13 protein-coding genes and 1 pseudogene are annotated in these 18,721 nt (G+C 48.0%); 5 read left to right on the forward strand and 9 right to left on the reverse strand.

Going from position 1 to position 18,721, the window contains the following annotated elements; genetic code table 11:
* Positions 1 to 142: 142 nt before the first annotated feature.
* A pseudogene (locus NV381_RS35825) lies at positions 143 to 850 on the forward strand (protein kinase domain-containing protein); the annotation flags it as partial.
* A 1,048-nt stretch (positions 851 to 1,898) separates the two neighbouring features.
* Positions 1,899 to 3,125: a hypothetical protein gene (locus NV381_RS35830; RefSeq protein ID WP_258218059.1), complete on the forward strand. Its 1,227-nt coding sequence runs from the start codon at positions 1,899 to 1,901 to the stop codon at positions 3,123 to 3,125.
* 480 nt (positions 3,126 to 3,605) lie between these two features.
* Here NV381_RS35830 and rlmD read toward each other — a convergent pair whose 3' ends face one another.
* The 4 genes from rlmD to NV381_RS35850 form a co-directional block, all read right to left on the reverse strand.
* Positions 3,606 to 5,216: a 23S rRNA (uracil(1939)-C(5))-methyltransferase RlmD gene (rlmD, locus tag NV381_RS35835; protein WP_258218060.1), complete on the reverse strand. Its 1,611-nt coding sequence runs from the start codon at positions 5,214 to 5,216 to the stop codon at positions 3,606 to 3,608.
* Entirely contained in the window at positions 5,200 to 6,180 is a 981-nt protein-coding gene (locus NV381_RS35840) for a diacylglycerol kinase (RefSeq protein WP_258218061.1), read from the reverse strand. Before NV381_RS35840 ends, rlmD begins: the two co-directional genes overlap by 17 nt.
* The gene (locus NV381_RS35845) at positions 6,177 to 6,980 is read right to left on the reverse strand and encodes a sirohydrochlorin chelatase (protein ID WP_258218062.1); all 804 of its coding nucleotides are present in this window, start codon (positions 6,978 to 6,980) and stop codon (positions 6,177 to 6,179) included. Before NV381_RS35845 ends, NV381_RS35840 begins: the two co-directional genes overlap by 4 nt.
* A gap of 382 nt (positions 6,981 to 7,362) precedes the next feature.
* Complete coding sequence (locus tag NV381_RS35850; RefSeq protein ID WP_133231557.1) at positions 7,363 to 7,653, reverse strand: YerC/YecD family TrpR-related protein; 291 nt, start codon at positions 7,651 to 7,653, stop codon at positions 7,363 to 7,365.
* 273 nt (positions 7,654 to 7,926) lie between these two features.
* Between NV381_RS35850 and NV381_RS35855 the strand changes: the two genes are divergently transcribed.
* Entirely contained in the window at positions 7,927 to 8,424 is a 498-nt protein-coding gene (locus NV381_RS35855) for a hypothetical protein (protein WP_258218063.1), read from the forward strand.
* A 220-nt stretch (positions 8,425 to 8,644) separates the two neighbouring features.
* Here NV381_RS35855 and NV381_RS35860 read toward each other — a convergent pair whose 3' ends face one another.
* A complete protein-coding gene (locus NV381_RS35860) occupies positions 8,645 to 10,732 on the reverse strand; it encodes a PQQ-binding-like beta-propeller repeat protein (RefSeq protein ID WP_258218064.1) in 2,088 nt (695 codons plus the stop codon).
* Positions 10,733 to 10,958: 226 nt separating this feature from the next.
* On the reverse strand, positions 10,959 to 11,690 hold the full coding sequence (locus tag NV381_RS35865; RefSeq protein WP_258218065.1) for a ThuA domain-containing protein: 732 nt from the start codon (positions 11,688 to 11,690) through the stop codon (positions 10,959 to 10,961).
* Positions 11,691 to 11,902: 212 nt separating this feature from the next.
* Between NV381_RS35865 and NV381_RS35870 the strand changes: the two genes are divergently transcribed.
* Positions 11,903 to 12,808, forward strand: a complete 906-nt coding sequence (locus NV381_RS35870; RefSeq protein WP_258218066.1) for an AraC family transcriptional regulator — start codon at positions 11,903 to 11,905, stop codon at positions 12,806 to 12,808.
* Positions 12,809 to 13,233: 425 nt separating this feature from the next.
* Here NV381_RS35870 and NV381_RS35875 read toward each other — a convergent pair whose 3' ends face one another.
* Together NV381_RS35875 and NV381_RS35880 are read right to left on the reverse strand one after the other, a co-directional pair.
* Positions 13,234 to 14,388, reverse strand: a complete 1,155-nt coding sequence (locus NV381_RS35875; protein ID WP_258218067.1) for a glycoside hydrolase family 88 protein — start codon at positions 14,386 to 14,388, stop codon at positions 13,234 to 13,236.
* A 117-nt stretch (positions 14,389 to 14,505) separates the two neighbouring features.
* Positions 14,506 to 17,121, reverse strand: coding sequence for a glycoside hydrolase family 2 protein (locus NV381_RS35880; RefSeq protein ID WP_258218068.1), 2,616 nt, complete (start codon positions 17,119 to 17,121; stop codon positions 14,506 to 14,508).
* A 173-nt stretch (positions 17,122 to 17,294) separates the two neighbouring features.
* Between NV381_RS35880 and NV381_RS35885 the strand changes: the two genes are divergently transcribed.
* On the forward strand, positions 17,295 to 18,158 hold the full coding sequence (locus tag NV381_RS35885) for an AraC family transcriptional regulator (RefSeq protein ID WP_258218069.1): 864 nt from the start codon (positions 17,295 to 17,297) through the stop codon (positions 18,156 to 18,158).
* Positions 18,159 to 18,247: 89 nt separating this feature from the next.
* On the opposite strand, the gene NV381_RS35890 is transcribed toward NV381_RS35885, so the two are convergent.
* Positions 18,248 to 18,655, reverse strand: coding sequence for a hypothetical protein (locus tag NV381_RS35890; protein WP_419182334.1), 408 nt, complete (start codon positions 18,653 to 18,655; stop codon positions 18,248 to 18,250).
* Positions 18,656 to 18,721: the final 66 nt, after the last annotated feature.

Here is an 18,721-nt window from a genome sequence, read left to right on the forward strand (position 1 = left end):
CGCGCCTTCATATTGTCCCGGTCCTCAACTCGGTTGCTCTTACAATCTTTCCGAAAATCTGACAAGGGTGAAATCCTGCGAATAAGCGAGCATTCGTGAGAAAACAGAATCGTACTGAGGGAGTTCATATCGGGACGAACAGACGAACCTCAAGTTCGCTCGGAAGAAACTCTTAAAAGAACATTGGGGAAATGAGGATCATATCAACCGATTTAAACGAGAGATCGAGTATTTGAAGGAACTTCAAGGGCATCGACATGTCGTAAACCTGCTGGGTTACAACCTTGAACACAAAAATTATTGGTATGATACTGAACTTGCCGACGGGAATCTGCTGTATTTTATACGCAAATACAATGGACATTTACCTTTACACGTTCGACTGCTGATATTTGAGCAAATTCTCGACGCAATATGTGCCGCTCATCGGAGGGGAATAATTCATCGGGATCTATGTCCGAAAAACATACTGAGTTGGAACTATAATTTCTTCCAGCTTGTCAAAGTAGCGGATTTTGGTCTCGGTAAAAGTGAGAAGGAACTGAAACAACATACGAAGTCTGCAATAGGCGATTATGGACACATTCTCTATGTAGCCCCAGAACAACGCATCCGATTAAGAGATGCCACAGCTAAAAGCGACATCTTCTCACTTGGCAGGTTATTAACCTTTATCTTGACTGGACGTGATCCTGACGTACTCAATAGCAATACTCAATTTTATCATCTCATCAAAAAAGCCACTCGCCAGGAGCCAAGCGAGCGTTACGATAATGCAGATAAATTACGTGAAGAATACTTGAAAATGAAAGAGAGCAAATTTATGAGTGAAGTGAAGACGAGTCGATAATAGGCTCGGGAGTTTTTGCTTTTACAAACAAAAACTCCCGAGCCTATCGACTACAGAGGTTATCTGGATCACCTTATTACTTAATCCCATTAGTCATAACGTTTTTTTGAAGTCCTTGCTAATATTTCGTTCCAATCCCCAACTCAAACGTAAAAAGCTCGTTAACATGCACAACATTGGATACTTGTCATCATCGGCATACTCATTTTGTCTTTTGAGCTTTGAAGCCAGCATCAGAATAAAATCGAATGCAATGTAACCTATGCTCCCAAAGGCAAAAATCGTCCATATCGTATATACAGGGAAAAGATCCTGACTGTCGCATTTATCTTAAATAACGTTCTGGAAGGTCAACTCGTGTTGAGTGTATCAGTTTATATATGGTTTTACTCCATGCAGAAACATACATTCTACTCCGTCGAGAAGCATACATTCTACTTCGGTCAACTCTATTATTTTTGCGCCTCTGTTTCATCTTTCCATCCCATCTGTACTACTCCCCAAACCCGCTCCACTACTATATTCTTAGTGATCTGTACCATTCCTCACTAGTAGAGCCACCGATTCTACGTGCACGGTATCGGATTGCGCCGCGGCTCTGACAGAATCTGTTATTGTCGGCTAAAGCCTTGATTGTATTGGATTTTTACACTATTCGCATTTCGTTCTATTGGGGTGATTTGGGTGGTTGGGGACACAGTATAACACCACTTAATCCCCAATTTTGCATTAATTTAGAGAGCAAGATTCTATCGGTTGATCTATGGCATCAGTATTTTACAGATTCGACTTTGACGGATGTAGTTCTGAATCGCCTGATCCACCGAGCCTACTGACTCAAAATCCAAGGAGATACCATGGAAACCATTTCTGGGGTGGATTTATCAAAAAAAAATTCATGATAAAGCAGATCAGTTGAAATTCGCTAGTTTACCAATTGATTATCACGGGGAACTGAACGCAGACTCTAAATTATATCATGGTAGGCAAATTCGTAAATATTCAGAAATAGTCGGAACCGTATACAATATAGTGAGGAGTTAAATATATGAAGGCAGATTTTGAAAATGAAGAAGAACTTTTCCCAAGACGCATCACTGATATTTCACAAGCTGTAACAAAGTTAACTTTAGAATATTTCCAAGCTAATTATAAAGTTGACATGAGCCATTCATTTCATAATTATAAATTGATAAGACTTCTGATTATGTTGAATCCAAATAAAAGCAGTATACTAGGTGAATCACTAGTAGATGCAGTTGAGTTTATTATCAATACACATAATTCGAAATTAGAACTTATGGATGATATAGTAACAGATTCCTTTAAAAAGCGTGATGAAGCACTACACTTTTTTTGGGAATATATTTGTACGACACAACTGTTAAAAGATAAAAAGTTATCGTTTAGGAAAAAAGCCGCTTATAGATTTAGCATGATTCACCAAATTATAGAACACATGCTGAAACGCGAATCATATCTATTATATGTTTCATTTAATGTAGAAAATGAAAAAAGTATAGTAAACGATGTAAAATTAAATGAAATAATTGAGACTCTGCTTAAACTACCATTTGAGTACTTCAAGAGTATTGACCGAAACAAACTTAAAAATATTTCAATAAACCAATGGAGAAACATTGCTGCACATTCTTCTTACGAATGTATAAATGAAACAATTGAATGTACATATAGTAACAATAAAAATAAAGTAATAACATTGAGTGAACTAGATGAGGTTATATCAGAAATTTATGGTTTGAGACTTTTTGTAAAACTAGTTACAAATCTAACACTTGAGATATTACAAATCCGATTACCAAAGTATAAAAAGGTAATGATGTTTGTTCCGGAGAGCGTTGTAACTGATCTTAATACTTATTATGAGCAATTTAAAACCAGAATTAAAGCAATTGAATTAAAAGAATCAATTATGATTGAAGATAAGTTGTATAGTCAGGAAAATGAATCATATTTCGAGATTGATATTGAAAGTGAGTATAATGAGCGGTTAACAGTTGTTCAACTCGCAATACTGTCAATAATTCAACTTTCAAATATTATAAATGGTAATAACTGTTTTGTGAAATTAGAGGATTTAGTGTGGATCTTTAATATTATATTTTCTGAAGACGGTACAAGACTGAAGCTTACTATAAGTTTTGACGAAGTGTCTCTTCTTTTGGATAACCCAGTAGCATATATCGAGGTATTTAAAAGAAAACTACTACAATCATCTCAGGAGGAGATGAAGAGAATGTTGAAAATAGAGTAACTTTATCTTGATTGCGTAACTTTGCTGTGGGCCTATCATAAGCCCTTTTAATGTTACGGCAACGCCCTCCCTGGCAACAGTCGCCAGTTTGTCAAACTTTGTTTTATCAAGCTAACTCCCTTGGATTTGTCACAAAATATTTTTACTAAAATAGAGCGAGCAACCGTTCGATTCATATGCGAGTTGGTATCCGAAGATAATGAGCCCACCCTCAAACGGAGGAGCCACCCCTGATTTGCAACGACGCCGTGCAACGCGAATAGGAGCCTGCCGCCGTAACTCCAGTGGCAAGGTTCCTTTTCGATTTTGTGGATTTACCATATGGAGGCGAGGGAAGTCGAACTCCTGTCCCAATAATTGAAAACGCCCGATTCAAGAATCAGGCATCTCCCAATTAATCTATTAATTTCGTCAACAATCAGACAACTCTATTATTTTCGTGCTTCTGTTTCACACCAAACCCGCTCCACCATTGCAATCTCAGCCCACTGTACCATCCTTCACAAGCAAAGCCACCGATTCTACGTGAACGGTATGCGGAAACATGTCCACCGGCTGGACCGTGACGGTGGAATACCCCCCGTCCTCGAGGACGCGGAGATCGCGAGCCAGTGTCGACGGATTACACGACACATAGACTACGCGATCCGGGCGCATCTCGAGGATGGTCTCGAGCAGCGCCGCGTCGCAGCCCTTGCGCGGCGGGTCAACGACGATGACGTCAGGCGCGATGCCCTGACGCTTCCACGCGGGGATGACTTCCTCCGCCGCGCCAACCTCGAACTGAACGTTGCGTACGCCGTTCAGCACAGCATTGCGTCGAGCATCGTCAATCGCTTCGCTGACGATCTCGACGCCGTACACTTGGCGCGCGCGCTGCGCCAAGAACAGCGAAATCGTGCCGATGCCGCAATAGGCATCGATCACGGTCTCTTCGCCGCTCAAGCCGGCGAACTCAAGAGCCTTCCCGTACAAGACCTCCGTCTGTACGGGGTTCACTTGATAGAACGATCGCGCCGAGATCGCGAATCGGACGTCCCCGATGGTATCGTAGATAACATCGTCGCCCCACAGCACCTTCGTCTGATCGCCGAAGATGACGTTCGTTCTGCCCGTGTTCACGTTCTGGCAGATGCTCTTCACATCCGGTATAGCCGCGCGAAGCAGGCCTACCAGCTCATCCTTATGCGGTATATCCAATCCGTTTGTAATCAGAACGACCATAATATCGCCGGTGTTGAAGCCATAACGAGCTACGACATGACGCAGCAGCCCTTTGTGCGTTTCTTCGTTATAAGCTCGGATGCCGAGCTCACGGGCGATGCGTTTGACCTCTGCTACGACGCGGTCATTGTTTTCTTGCTGGATGAGGCACTCATCCATGTCGATGATACGGTGGCTGCCTTGGGCGTAGAAGCCACCGACCAAGCCGCCCTCCCTGTCTGCCGAGGCAGCCTCGAAGCCAATCGGTACCTGAGCTTTGTTGCGGTAGCGCCATGGCTCACTCATGCCAAGCGTCGGAAGCACGACGATACCTTCACTAGCAGCAGATCTACTGATTAACTTACCTTCGGCTTCCGCTCCAGTGTCCGATCCTGCCAATCTCGAAGAGCCCCCGCTTACCTTCAGCTTCCCAATCCGCTCCAGATTGTCCACCACTAGCTGCCGCTTAAAGCGCAGCTGGCCTTCGTAGCTCAAGTGCTGCAGCTGACAGCCGCCGCACTGCTTATAGATCGGACAGGGTGCAGCCACCCGATCCGGGCTAGGCTCAAGAATCTTCAGCAGCTTCGCATAGCCGTATTGCTTCTTGAGCTTCATTACCTTGACGAGCACGCGCTCGCCGGGGAGGGCGCCTTGAACAAAAAGGGTAAAGCCACCGACGCGGCCTACCCCTTCTCCCTCATGACCGATGCCGACAATCTCGGCTTCGTATTCGCTATTTTTTTCGACTGGCAGCCCTTCAATCGCAACGGAAGCTGCCGACTCTCTTCTCCCAGCACCAGCACCCGCGTCCTGCCCTTGCTTGCGCTCTTGTCCCCTATCGTTACGGCTGCTTCCACTGCCGCCTCTTCTTCTATTCATCTTGCTCATGATCTTCCACTCCGGGTTTCATTTTCCAAGGCAGCTTGATTTGCTGCAAAGGATTGGTTTTGTATACGGATTGACCGCTTTCATCAATGAAAATTTGTATATGTGAAGGCAGGTTCGTGAATACGCAAGGAAGCGTGCCACCGAACTCGCCGTCCAGGTTGATCTGTACATAGTCAGGCGAGGTCACCTGAATGGTTCGCGTCTGCAAATAAATGATATTCGGGTCGCCCAGATGCTCGCCTCGCAGCGCTAAGGAAACGACACGGATGAACTCTGCGAGATTGCATTTTTTGAGGATCAGCACATCGAACAGCCCATCGTTGAGTGAAGCGTCCGGCGCCAAACGCTCGAAACCGCCTACAGAATTGCTGTTAGAGATCAGGAACAGCATCACTTCCTCATGCAGATCTCCTGCATCCGTACGGATGTACAGCTCGATTGGCCGCAGCCGCGGCAGCTTCTCGATTCCTTTCATATAATAGGCCATTTGGCCAATCATAGTCTTAAGCTTACTTGGCACCTCATAGGTCAGCTCCGTCATGGAGCCTCCACCGGCGATGTTGATGAAGTAGCGCTGGTTCATTTTGCCGACATCGATGAATGGAGCATGCTGCTGCAAAATAACATCAACTGCGCCTTCCCAGCTGCGCGGAATATTAAGCGCTCTCGCAAAATCATTGGTCGTCCCAAGCGGTATGATACCGAGTGGCGGACGGTAGCTCTTCTCGGCCACCCCATTGATGACTTCATGGAGCGTGCCGTCGCCACCGGCAGCGATGATAATATCGAAACCTCTTTCGATAGCATCCGCCGCGGCTAATGTAGCATCCCCTTCACCGATAGTTGCGTGAGTCGAGGTTTCCAGTCCGCCCCGCTCCAGCCGTTGCAAAATTTCCGGCAGCCGCTTTCTCATTTCCTCTCTGCCAGAGGTTGGATTATAAATCAATCTTGCGCGTTTACTCATTCCTCAATCACCCGTTCACTCCGAATTCCAGTATCATTTCCGCTCCAATAAGGAGCCGTCTGCCGTTCCATCCATCTCGATAGCAGAGGATGAGGCAGCAGCGCTCTCCCATTGTATTTATATGTACCCTCTGTCAACCGAGAAGGTATCACATCGTTCGTAAAATAGCCATCGCTTAAAAACAGCGGTACGACCAGCACCGTATGCTGCGGCTTATGCTTATGCCATCCGTTCATTTTGGAGCCGATTTGATCAGGCAGCAGCATCGCTGTATCCGACTCATCAAAGCCGCCCAGCTCCTTCAGCCTACCTGCCAGCTTCTCCAAGCCTGTCCTCCACTGCTCATGAAAGCCTTCCTCCACACTGCCATGCCCCACAAGAAGCACAATTTCACTCTTCGGGTCGACGGAGAGCTGCTTCATTTTTTCATATAAAATTTCGGCAATGACAGGATCATCATCAATCGGAGAAGTGAAATGGATCCTTGCCTTTATAACAAAAGGTCTCATATCCGTAGGTAGCGCCGGCTCTGCCTTGACGCCAAGTGCATAGCTAATTTCATCTATATGCGTGCTGCCCGAAGAAACAAAGAACGGCACAACAATAATATCGGTTATCCCGAGTGATTCCAGATGCGTAATCCCGTCTTGGATAAGCCGCCCCTCGACAATTTCCAGAAATGAGGAGTAAACTGCAATCCCTTCCGGCGCTTCCATTGCCTCTACGGCTTCATCCACCAAACGAACCCATTCCGCACTGCGCGAACCATGGCTTATGACTAATATGCCGTATTTTACCACCAACTATCCCCTTCCTTTTCGCGAAAAAAAGAAGGCGTTTGAACGCCTCAGACTCGTTTTCTAGCCATTTTCCTAATTATAGCATAAAAACGAACCCTACGTTGGTTGTCACACTTTTGCCCTACAAGAATGAGCAGCTTGGATCGTCCTCTGGAAACGTGGTCATTTGTCAGGTTAAACAAAGCCAGATTTTGCAAATCTATGCCCGCATTCAACTGAAAAAAGGCCCCTTATCCCATCATCCCACAAAGGAAGATCAATAGGAGGAGGCGCCTTCATCAAAACCATCTTCACTCTAATCGAGCCATGGAGAGCTTGGGAAAGTCTTATGCCCCTCAACAGCAGGCATTTCCCGCGATTCTCAATGATCCGACCAACTAAATTAGCGTCCGAGTCGCTCCAAAGTCAACTTATAACCGTCATTGCCATAGTTCAGGCAGCGTTTCACACGGGAAATCGTAGCTGTGCTCGCGCCTGTCTCCGCTTCGATCTGGTTGTAGGTGTTGCCTTTGCGCAGCATTCTGGCTACCTCCAGACGTTGGGATAAGGACTGGATCTCGTTAACCGTACACAAGTCGTCAAAAAACACATAACACTCTTCGATATCTTTAAGCGTTAAAACCGCTTCAAAAAGCTGATCGATCGCTTTGTCATTTAATTTTTTCAATTGCATGTCTCGTTCAACCCCTTGCTGGTCTACTTCAATTCTTACAGAGTACTATTCGACAGAGGCTTATAAAATCCTCCCTTTAGATTAGCAAAACTTTACTATTTTTATGCGGCAATGTGCTAAAACATTGTAAATCGTTGCGAAACCGTGACAGGAGTCCAATCCATCCATTCGCCTATCACATAAACTACACTAGGTAAAACGTCTATTTCGTCCTGCAAAGCAGCCGGCCGAGTCCGTACTTTGCTTAAATCCAATAAAAGGATCGTGAAACCCGTGAGTATTCAAAGACCAACGATAGGGAATCAAGGCACACAAATTCGCAGCTTCCAGGAAGCGCCCTCTTCCTTCCAGGGAGGGGGACAGTATCCGTCCAGCTCGTACCCGGGACTCCAGGTAAGCAGCTTTAGCCAACCGCAGACGTACACACCGCCGGTGCCGGCAACAAACGGTGGAGGCGGCCTTCTGGGAGGACTTTTGGGCGGAGGCGGAGGTGGAGGTGGATCATCCACAGGAGGCTCCTTCAACATCGCGCAGATTAAACAAATAGTCGACCGTTTGGGCGGCATCGAGGGCATCATGCAAACCATGAGCAAAGTACAGAAAATAGTGCAAAATGTGCAGCAAATGGCACCCATGTTGAAAGTACTAATGGCCTCCTTCGGTAAAAAGAAAGCAGCCGAATCTGACGCCCCACGGCGCAAACGCCGCAAGCGCAAAGGCGGCCCCTCCGCAGCAGGCAAAAGAAAACGCAAACGCTCCTCCGGACGTTAACTATTAACGATTTGCATTCTGCACTCTGGCAGCGAAAGTAAGGGAGCTGAAGCCACTGCTGATCGACACTTCGCCATTCCACGAAAAAAGAGCTGCTCACGGATCACCGTAGCGGCTCTTCTGTTATTTATATGTATGCACTTGTTAGATGGGTCTTTATTCAAAAATTTCTAATCTCTTACCGGACAAGTGCAACCCTGACTCACAGGTAGTTTCAACCTTATTTCTTCATCACATTTTGCAGGCTGACAATCGCACTCGCCGCTTCGGCACGGGTTGCAAATACATCCGGAGCGAACTTCCGGGCGTTCAAACCTCCTACAATGATAATGCCCACCTTCTCGGCTGTTGATGCAGCACCTTTCGCCCACTCCGGGATGCTGCTGTAATCTTCGTAGCCAGAGACTGGACTCGCTTCGACAGGCAGGCCGGAAGCTTTCACAACCATCGCCGCCATTTCAGCATGGGTAATGTTGGCACCCGGACGGAACGTATTATCCGGGTATCCGCTGATGATGCCCGCCTTCACGGCTGATGAAACCGATTGTACAGCCCACTGCCCGATGCTGTCCGTATCGTGAAACCACAGCTCGGCTTCTTCTTTACCCGGGTTCATGCTGTTCATCAGCATGACGGTAAACTCAGCGCGGGTGATGTTGCCCTCGGGCAGGAAGGTCCCATCCGGATAACCGTGTGCGATATCCCTTTTTACCGCTTCCCGGATGGCCGCATTTGCCCAGTTTCCATTAATATCCGAGAAGGGATCTTGCCCAGCCCCCTGCTGCGGTGCTGTCACCGGATTCGGCTCAGGGGTCGGTACGGCTATAGAACCTGTAACTGTCACGTTACATTTAGCCACAAACTCGCCGTCTTGCGTCTTGACGGTAATGACGGCTGCGCCGACCGATTTACCTGTCACATTGCCCTCGTTGTCCACTTCAGCCTTTAAAGGATCGCTGCTCTCCCAGCTTACCCGTTTGTTGGCAGCGCCATTCGGTATCACAGCCGCCGTAAGAGCTTGCTTTTGCCCTATTTCCAAAGCAAGCTCTCTCTTATTCAATGTAACGCTGCTTACCGGGACCGTGCCAAGCGCGTACAATACTTCACTGTAAGTTTTTACATAAACCGTGCCGTCTGGTCCAATTGCAGGGTCGGTTCCGATCAAATAGTCGGTATTATAGCTCCATCTGCCCGAGCCATTCGCATTTACTGCATATACAACACCCTCCAATGTTACAATATAAACCGAACCGTCCACGCCGATCACAGGTGCGAAAATTACCGTGTTTATACCGGGATGTTCGACTTTGGTAGTGAACACCCACTTCTTAGTCCCGTTCGGATGAATCGCGTACAAGTTTTTATCATTGGATGCCACATAGAGGGTACCGTCTTTTCCAATAGCGGGAGAAGACTTAATTTCCCCTCCGGTAGCAAACGTCCATTTCACAGTACCGTCCGGATTGAGGGCATACAGGTTTTTATCTTCCGATCCCGTATAAATCGTACCGTCCGCACCAACGACCGGAGCACGATGTATTTTGCCCCCTGTGGCAGTCTCCCACTTTTTCATTCCATTAGGCTTCATTGCCAGCAAATTATGGCCGGATCCCACGTATACGGTACCGTCTTCTACTGTTTTAGCGGAGGATGGGGACCAAGGGGACTCTTTAACGTCCCAGTCAATAGACCATTTAATAGATAGATCCGGTTTAATGGCGAAAAATTTGCCTGTAAGGCAGCCTGTATACATAGAGCCGTCCGTGTCGACCGTAAGTGATCCGCCAAGCTGGCATTTCATATCGAGCTCCCATTTTTTCGATCCGTCTGGATTAACTCCATATAGCTTTTGTCCCGCTGCCGCATAGATCGTTCCATCGGTGCCGACCGCTTGAGCTACGACAATACCGCCTGCCGCAAAATTCCACTTCGTTATTCCGTCCGGAGAAATAGCGGATAAGCTGCTGCCCTCTGTGCCGATATAAAGTGTGCCGTCCGCGCCGATTGCTGGAGGAGTGTAGCTGTAGTGGCTGCCATCCCTATTGTCCAACAGCTTATCCCATCTGTATGTTCCTTTCTTTGGATTTAATTGAATGGGGCTGAGCTGCTTGATGATGTCTTCTATTTTATTGAGATCCTGAACGTCCTTAATGTCCTTAAAGTCCTTGATGTCCTTGATTCTGGTAATATCCGGTACTACTATACTATCTTTTATACTTTGCAGGCCTGACTCCGACCATGCGGTACCCGCTGGAAACACACCTATAGCTAACCATGCTGCAAGGAAAAATGCTACGTATCGTATCACGACAATCAACTCCTAAACTCACCGCGGCTGCGTTGAAAGAATGGTTTCAAGCCCATTATCTTACTTCTCTATGAGAACATCAATCCGACTGGTTGCTTATTTTCATGTCGAACTGTATCAGAATGCAGGGCAGCATTGTCCACGTAACAAAGAAAAAAAGCCCGACCAGAACACGAATGCTCGGACGGGCTTGCTTTTATTTAACTGTGTGCTGCCTTGTATGCAATTAACCTTTGGCTTTAATAACCTCAAGCGGCTTATGGTTGCCATATTTCGGGTACTCTCGTGTGCTCGGAGCGGCCCAATGAACAGCGTTGCTAATGACACGGCGAATTTGCTCGTTGTAGTAGGTCCGGTACGTTTCGTGTCCTGGGCGGAAGTAGAAAATTTTGCCTTGACCCCGACTGAATGTGCAGCCGCTGCGGAATACTTCGCCGCCTTCAAACCAGCTGACCATGATCAGCTCGTCCGGCTGCGGGATATCGAAGTGCTCGCCGTACATTTCTTCGGCTTCCAGATCAATATATTCTCCAACACCCTCTACGATAGGGTGGCCCGGGGACACAACCCAGATGCGTTCCTTCTCGTCAGCTTCTCTCCATTTCAGATCGCAGGAGGTTCCCATCAACGTTTTGAACACTTTCGAGAAATGACCGGAATGCAGAACAATCAGACCCATACCTTTTAGAACACGGCTTTGGACACGTTTGACGATTTCATCCTGAACCTCGCCATGCGCTTTATGCCCCCACCAGATAAGAACGTCGGTATTTTGCAGTCTTTCTTCCGTCAGACCGTGCTCCGGCTCATCCAAAGTAGCATAGGAAACTTCCACATCTCCACTTATGCCTTCGCCAATCGCCTGATGAATGCCATCCGGATAAGCGGCGCGGACCTTCTCATTTTCTTTCTCATGACGGAACTCATTCCATACGGTAACTCTCAGCTTTTGACTCATAAATTTATCCAACCTCCAACAATTAGTAACATAGTAGCTACCTTAAATTATAAGATAACGCCGAAAAAAAGAAATTCTCAATACTGCCGCATCTGTATGCAAAACTGCCATCGCTTCCCCAAAAACATGCTATACTATTTAGTAAATCCAAATGCAAACTATGCGATAATGGTTTAGTAGATATTTTTACATTGGAGGTCCAAGGTACCGGTATGAACAACCTTCTATATAATGAACCTGATGTACACAAAGAGCATGTTATTTATCAAAACCCTCTTCTGCGTCTAAAGGTTTGGCAAATAACGAGTCCCGAATCTATCGTCAGCCCCTCCATCCCTAAGGTTTTTCGCTGGCATTATCATAAGGAAGTTGAATTTCTGGCCGTGCTTGAGGGCGGCCTTGGTATCCAGACTAAGCATGACACACGGGAGCTGCGATCTGGTGACGTTCATGTGCTCGGCTCATCCCAGCTGCATCGTACCCGAAAGGAACTGCCCGAGGCGCTTAGCTATATTGTATGTCAGTTTGATTTGGCGCAGCATTTTGATGAGAGCACCATGCCCTACCTGCATTATTTCAGTGAGGTGCGGCGGCCTCTAAGCCAGTTGAATTATATTTTCCGGGACAACCCTCTCCTTCAGCAGCAAGCCCATGCGCTTATTATGGACATTTACCAGGAAACGCAAACCATGCAAAAAGGCTACGAGCTCGCCATCAGCGCCTCAATTCGCCGGTTAATGCTGCTGCTGCTGCGCAGCGATACGCAGGGCGTTCTGCATGGTACAGAGAATGATGAGCTTATACGTCTGCAGCCGGCACTCGATTATGTGGAGCAGCATCTGACCGAAAAGATCGCCATCGAGCAAGCTTGCGCCGTCCTGAATCTGAGCTACCACTACTTTATTAAGTATTTTAAAAAGGTGATGGGCTTATCCTTCGTTGATTATGTCAACTACAAGCGCATTAAAAAAGCCGAGCGCATGCTGCTCACGCAGGACGTAAGCATTATGGAAATAGGCGAGGCGGTCGGTATCCCGAACATGGCTCAGTTTTACAAGCTGTTCAAGCGTCATAACCAGTGCTCTCCTAAGGAGTTCAAGCAGCGGATGAAGGCCTAGGAATAAGCTGATCCACTTACTGCCCACTGCCCACTACCCGCTACCCGCTTACTAACGGAACGTCATTCCTTTATTTTTCGCATATTCCCTCCAATTCATGATTTCACGGAACTACGATGCGCTATCGCGTCTCAGCTAGGCTTATAATCCATCATTTCAGGCAAATAAGGCATCGTAGTTCCGTTTCAATTGAATGATCACGTGTGCACGTCCAAATAGCGAATCGTAGTTCCTCTCACCGGATGATTGGGATGTGAATAGGAGTGAAGCTGTGCATACCTAACCTAATATACCCAATATTCGCTTCATTCTAGATCGATTAATTCGTACATTATGTCTTCAGCCCACAAAAAAAGAGCACCCCAAACCACTTGTTCAGTGATTTGAAGGGTGCTCTTATTATATCCGGTTCAGCCCAGCCCGGATTAGAAAATGCGCGATTTCCAGCCTAGCAGCTTGGCAAGCGCTTCGACATAGAAGTAGTCTCCGTAGATCAGCGAGACGTTGATGTTCTGGCCGGCCGGCTTGTGGCCGGTACCTTCCACTAGAATCGCCTCATGATCGGGACGATCCCACGTGGCGTAGTTCTGCGTCAGCGAGAGCAGGATGCGCTCAGCGGCTTCGCGGTACGGGCGACCCTGTACCGCAGGCAGCGCAGCGGCCAGCTCGAGCAGCCCCGAGGCGGCGCAAGCCGCCGCCGAGGTGTCGCGCGGCTCATCAGCGAGCGATTCCGCTGCGCGGAAGTCCCAATGCGCCACGTGGTCGTCCGGCAGCATGGAGAGGAAATAATGCGCGACGCGCTGTGCTGCGCGCAAATATTTCGTATCGCCGGTATAGCGATACGTATTGGCCATGCCGTGCAGCGCCCATGCGGCGCCGCGGCTCCAGGCCGAGTCGGGACCGGCGCCTTGGCCGCCTAACGACTCGATAACCTCACCCGTCAGCGGATTGAAGCTGACGATGTGATTAACGGAACCATCCTCACGGATGAAATGGTTCACGACTGTATCCGCATGAGCTTTGCCGATCATGCTGAACCTTGGGTCGGCGATTTCCTCCGCCGCCCAGAATAGAATCGACAGGTTCATCGAGGAGTCTACGATGGCCCAGCCGGTTTTATCCTGATTCCATGCGCGCAAGAAGTTACCTGCGATGTTGAATCGTCCCGCCAGGAAGTTGGCTGCCAGCAGCCCTCTGCGTTTGCCATCCTCATCGCCGGTCAGCTTGTACTTGATTACCGCTGTCGGCAAATATTGAAAGCCTACATCGTGATGAAAGTTGCTAGGCTGGATCGACTTCTGGTCGAACTTCTCGTCCCAATTCCAAGCCGCCTCCTTGTAATGATCCTTGCCTGTCATTTCATGCATAATCCACAAAATTCCCGGCCAAAAGCCTGATGTCCACCAGTCGTGGCGCAGATCGTCATAAATTCCTGTATCCGCAGGAGCCACATGGGGCGACTTGTCACCAATCTGCTCGATCATCCGGCTCACTTTATGCTGCAATGCTTCCCATACCTCGGGCAGTACCTCCTGCAATGTAGCGGCTTGCTTCAATTTGTTCGTATCCAATACAGTCATGTTCATGATCCTCCTTCAAATGGATAAATGCTAAAACCGACTTGCCGTAAATCTATAAGTGAACCCTGCTGCATCTGTACAATTGTTACGACTAATACAAGCTTAACGCTGTATGCTTTAAATCGTGATGAACGCTGTAGATAGACCCGAGCTGGCCACACTAACTATGGACACAGGCTTACGGCCAGAAGCTACATCCCCGCTAACGTTCGCTCCTGAGCTCAGGCTTGCCGTACTTGGAGCTGCTTCGGCATTTGTTGCGCCCGCACTCGCAGCGCCTGCTCCCGAAGCCGGGCCGCTCGCGGATACGAAACCGGTCACAGACACGCCCGCCACCACTCCTCCAGCTGGGTCGATCAAAATGCGCGCCCGCCCATTGGTCAGCTGGATCAGGCTTGAGCCTCGCACCGTACCTTGGAAGTCAATCAGCTTACCGTCGCCTGTCAATCCGAATCGAACAAAATTGGCTGCGTCCAGACATAACACGCCGCTTGCATCGTAGGCCAAAGCCTCCACCAGAATGGTTCCATCCGTCTGTGACTGCGAGTTCAACCGCAGCTCGGCAGGCTCGCCCCAGCTCTCCGTTTGATACTCAAACGTCAGCTCATCGCTTACGGTTACGCCAGCCTTCGTTGCTACTACCTTAACATGGTTCGTTCCAGGCTGCAGCACAGTATCCCAACGCAAGCCCGCTGCCGGGAAGTTTTGCGAGTCGCGCTGCTTCACGCCGAGACTGGAGCCATTCAAGAACAGCTCTGCTTCCGTGCAATTGGAATAAACCTTGATGCTTTTCAATTCTCCCGCTTGTCCCCAACGAACCGGCATCGTATGTCCATAAATGCGTGCCATCGGCTTATCGGTCCAATACGATTGATAGACGTAGTAAGCATCTTTTTTCGTAAAATCGCGCTCAATGATGCCCTTCATATTCAAATATGGAATCGGCGAGTCCGGACGCACCGGTGTAGCAAAATCCTTAAATGCCCACTGAGCAGCCCCAGTCAGCCATTCCATCGTTTCCTGAGATTTCAAATACCAATCGATCATCTCGCAGAAGTAAGTTTCCGACCAGTCCCCGTCACGGGATACACGAGGCTCGCCACCTGTAAGCAGGTAGTCTCCATCCCGCTCATCCGTATCTCCGTCGCCTTGCTTAATGAACTCAAAGCCGGTGAACGTCTTCTCTACGTGACGTGTCGCCAAATTGTCCGCTCCCCACTCCATATGGAAGAAGGAATCGACATTTTCGAATGCCTGACGGCTGCTTTCCTCGTAATCCGTATAAATGCCGCGGTACCAGCCTGCCCAAATAGAAGGTGAGTACACATCGATTATGTCCTTGCAAAACTCGCAGCGGCGGATCGCCGTCAACCGGCTCGGATCTAACTCATGGGATAAATCATGCAGTTCCTTCATGAAAATACGGATGGCCTCTTGATCAAAATAATCAAAGTCGCATTCCCAATCGTTTTCGTTGCCTAATCCCCACAGGATTACCGAAGGATGATTATAATGCTGCTCTATCATCGCAGTCAGCATGTCGCGGCACTGCTGCTTGTACTGCTCGCCGCCCAAGCCGCCGCGGCACCAAGGAATTTCTTCCCATACGAGGATGCCGAGCTCATCGCACAGCTCAAGTATAATTCGCGATTGCTGGTAGTGGCCGAGGCGAATAAAGTTCACGCCCATGTCTTTGATCAGATGCATCTCCGTACGCATCATGTCCTCAGTCATGGCAGGCCCTACACCCGCATGATCCTCATGGCGGTGTGTTCCGCGCAGCAGCAGGCGTTCGCCGTTGAGCTTAAACGGACCGCGCTTCACGAACTCAAAGCTGCGTACACCAAACCGCTCAACCAACTTCGAGCTGCCTTCAACTTCCGTTGTTCCGGCTGTGCTGCCTTTAGCTTCAGCTGCCGATGCTCCAGCAGCACCGCTATTCCCTACCACCTCTACCGTACAGCTGTACAAGTAAGGCTGCTCCGTTGACCACAACGTCGGATTGGTCAGCTCATATTCAGCCAGCTGCTTCATCCCGCTCCAAGGCTTCGAAATCTGCGTAAACTTCGCAATTTCCTTGCCCTCGCTATCCTGCAGATGTACCGTCAGCTCCAGCTCGTCCTGAAGATTCAAAGGATTGTACAGCACGCCTTGGACCGCAACTCGGCAGCTGCCATGTCCATCAGCCAACTCAGTCTGTACATGCACACGCTCTACAGAAACCGCTGGAACGTACACCAGGTTCAAATACCGGTAAATCCCGCCATACAGGTTAAAATCACTCGCATCCGATGGAATCGTCTCCAGCTCCCGGCTGTTGTCGCATGCAATAGCAATGGGAACAAGTCCGCTGTACCGCTCAATACCTCTTGCTTCTTCAACCGCATCGGTAATATCTACCGTAAACTCATCGTAGCCGCCCAGATGCGAGCCTACCTTATTTGTGTACACATACACATCCGAACTTTGCCCCGCTCCTTCAAAATGAAGCAGCGTACGGCCTTGCGGGTAAGGATTATTCACCTCTAGCTTCGTCCGGTACCAGCCCTGGCCTTGATAATATTTTCCGTCCGGGTCCAGTACATCCAATCCATTGTACGTATGCGGCAGCTCCACTCCATGCCATGGCACATTATAGTGATTTTGCAGCTTATCCTGACGCCATACCTCCCAAGGCCCGCCCAAGCTTCCACGGTGATGCTCCCAGCCTTGAATCAACCTTTGCTTAATCACAATCAGTCACGCTCCCTTATCAGTTTCTGCTATTGTGTATGCACCGAACAGCACAGCTTCATTTACTTAAAACACCTATACCGTTAGCTTAGCAAAAATTGACGGAGCATTGTTTGGTGCGTTTATGATAAAATGTTGTTGTATTACGGTTGATTCTGCCGAGGTGAGCGATCATGAAAATTATGAACTATATGAATCTGAATCAGCATCCGGTTCAGCTTTCTTTTAGCAAAGACCGGACGGATGAATTTACGGATATCTTTCACGCCCATCAGGGAATGGAACTTCTCTATGTCCACAAAGGGCAAGGAAGTGTCGTTGTCAATCAACAAATAGTCGAGCTGTCGCCAGGCTGTCTTGTCTTTTTCCGGCCCTTTCAGCTCCATCGTATCCAATTGAATCTTAGTCCGGGATCGCCTTATATTCGTTCATTATTTGTTTTTGAGCCTGCTGTTCTGGATAGCTTTCTAGCGCCGTTCGTCACGCTGCAGTCATTTTTCCGCCAGCTGTGGAAAGGCTCTGCAAGTCCGCAAATTTTTACCGGATTGCCGCAAGAGTCCGTTGAACGGCTGCTGAGTGATTACCGGAAGCAGCTTTCCGCCGCAGTCCCTGAAGCACTGCTTGAAGAACAGATGCTATTCTTGGTTGCGCTATTGCAGCTGTTAAAAAGCCGCGGAGGCTCCATACTTCCAACCGCTTCTCCTATTCAATCTAAGTCTACCGCCGCTGAGCTTGTCATGGAATGGATCGAGGAGCATTACATGGAGGAATTCCAGCTGGATCAGTTAGCCAAAGCCGTTCATCTATCCCCCAATCATGTATCGGCGGTTTTCCGGCAATCGATTGGGACGAACATTACTGAATACTTAACGGCACGGCGCATCCGCCAAGCTTGCTGGCTTCTGAAAACTAGTGATATGACGGTTCAAGAGATCGGTCTCTCAATCGGTCTGAGCAATTTTTCTTATTTTTGCCAACTGTTCAAAAAGAATGTCGGTCTTAGCCCCTATCGGTTTAAAAGATCCTCTCAATCATAAGCTTTAAAAGCCAAATAAAAAGCCGTACTCCACTTCCACTAGGAAAGGGTTCGGCTTTTAGTCATTTAAAGATTGAACTAGAGATTCCTCTACAAACAACTGAACCCCATAGGACGATCACGCTTACTGTAATTTACAAGGTAATATTGCGCTGAGGCCGTATCATTTTTTAACCTTAACTCTACATACTCATCGTTCTTCCTAAGCAATCCGACATTGATTTCAAAATACTTGGCCCCATGAATCGCATCTACCGGCTTGGACTTAGTGCCCTGCTTGGAGACGGTAAGTCTTTCGTTGATAGACACAATACGAGCACATTGAAATTGTGAGTACTTTTCGCTATAAATACTATTCAGTGAAGATTCAATTTCAGTGTGCAATTCTTGCAGCAATGCCTCTTCAATAGCTTTTTCACGTTGAGGCTCCCCATAAACTGTAGCTTGATGTCCTATCATCGTTAAGGCTAGCAATGCCTCTGCTGCTATAACACGCATCTTCAATACAATCACCCCATTGGATAGATTGCCCAATTAGCATGATTATATGACTAGAACCAATCC

Source organism: Paenibacillus radicis (ex Xue et al. 2023) (assembly GCF_024722015.1).
In the GTDB taxonomy this organism is placed as follows: Bacteria; Bacillota; Bacilli; order Paenibacillales; family NBRC-103111; genus Paenibacillus_S.

Excerpts from the sequence above, each read along its gene's own strand:
- NV381_RS35865 (WP_258218065.1), bottom strand. The coding sequence starts at position 11,690 with ATGAGTCAAAAGCTGAGAGTTACCGTATGGAATGAGTTCCGTCATGAG.
- NV381_RS35870 (WP_258218066.1), top strand. The coding sequence starts at position 11,903 with ATGAACAACCTTCTATATAATGAACCTGATGTACACAAAGAGCATGTT.
- NV381_RS35850 (WP_133231557.1), bottom strand. The coding sequence starts at position 7,653 with ATGCAATTGAAAAAATTAAATGACAAAGCGATCGATCAGCTTTTTGAA.
- NV381_RS35890 (WP_419182334.1), bottom strand. The coding sequence starts at position 18,655 with ATGCGTGTTATAGCAGCAGAGGCATTGCTAGCCTTAACGATGATAGGA.
- NV381_RS35830 (WP_258218059.1), top strand. The coding sequence starts at position 1,899 with ATGAAGGCAGATTTTGAAAATGAAGAAGAACTTTTCCCAAGACGCATC.
- NV381_RS35875 (WP_258218067.1), bottom strand. The coding sequence starts at position 14,388 with ATGACTGTATTGGATACGAACAAATTGAAGCAAGCCGCTACATTGCAG.
- rlmD (WP_258218060.1), bottom strand. The coding sequence starts at position 5,216 with ATGAGCAAGATGAATAGAAGAAGAGGCGGCAGTGGAAGCAGCCGTAAC.
- NV381_RS35840 (WP_258218061.1), bottom strand. The coding sequence starts at position 6,180 with ATGAGTAAACGCGCAAGATTGATTTATAATCCAACCTCTGGCAGAGAG.
- NV381_RS35885 (WP_258218069.1), top strand. The coding sequence starts at position 17,295 with ATGAAAATTATGAACTATATGAATCTGAATCAGCATCCGGTTCAGCTT.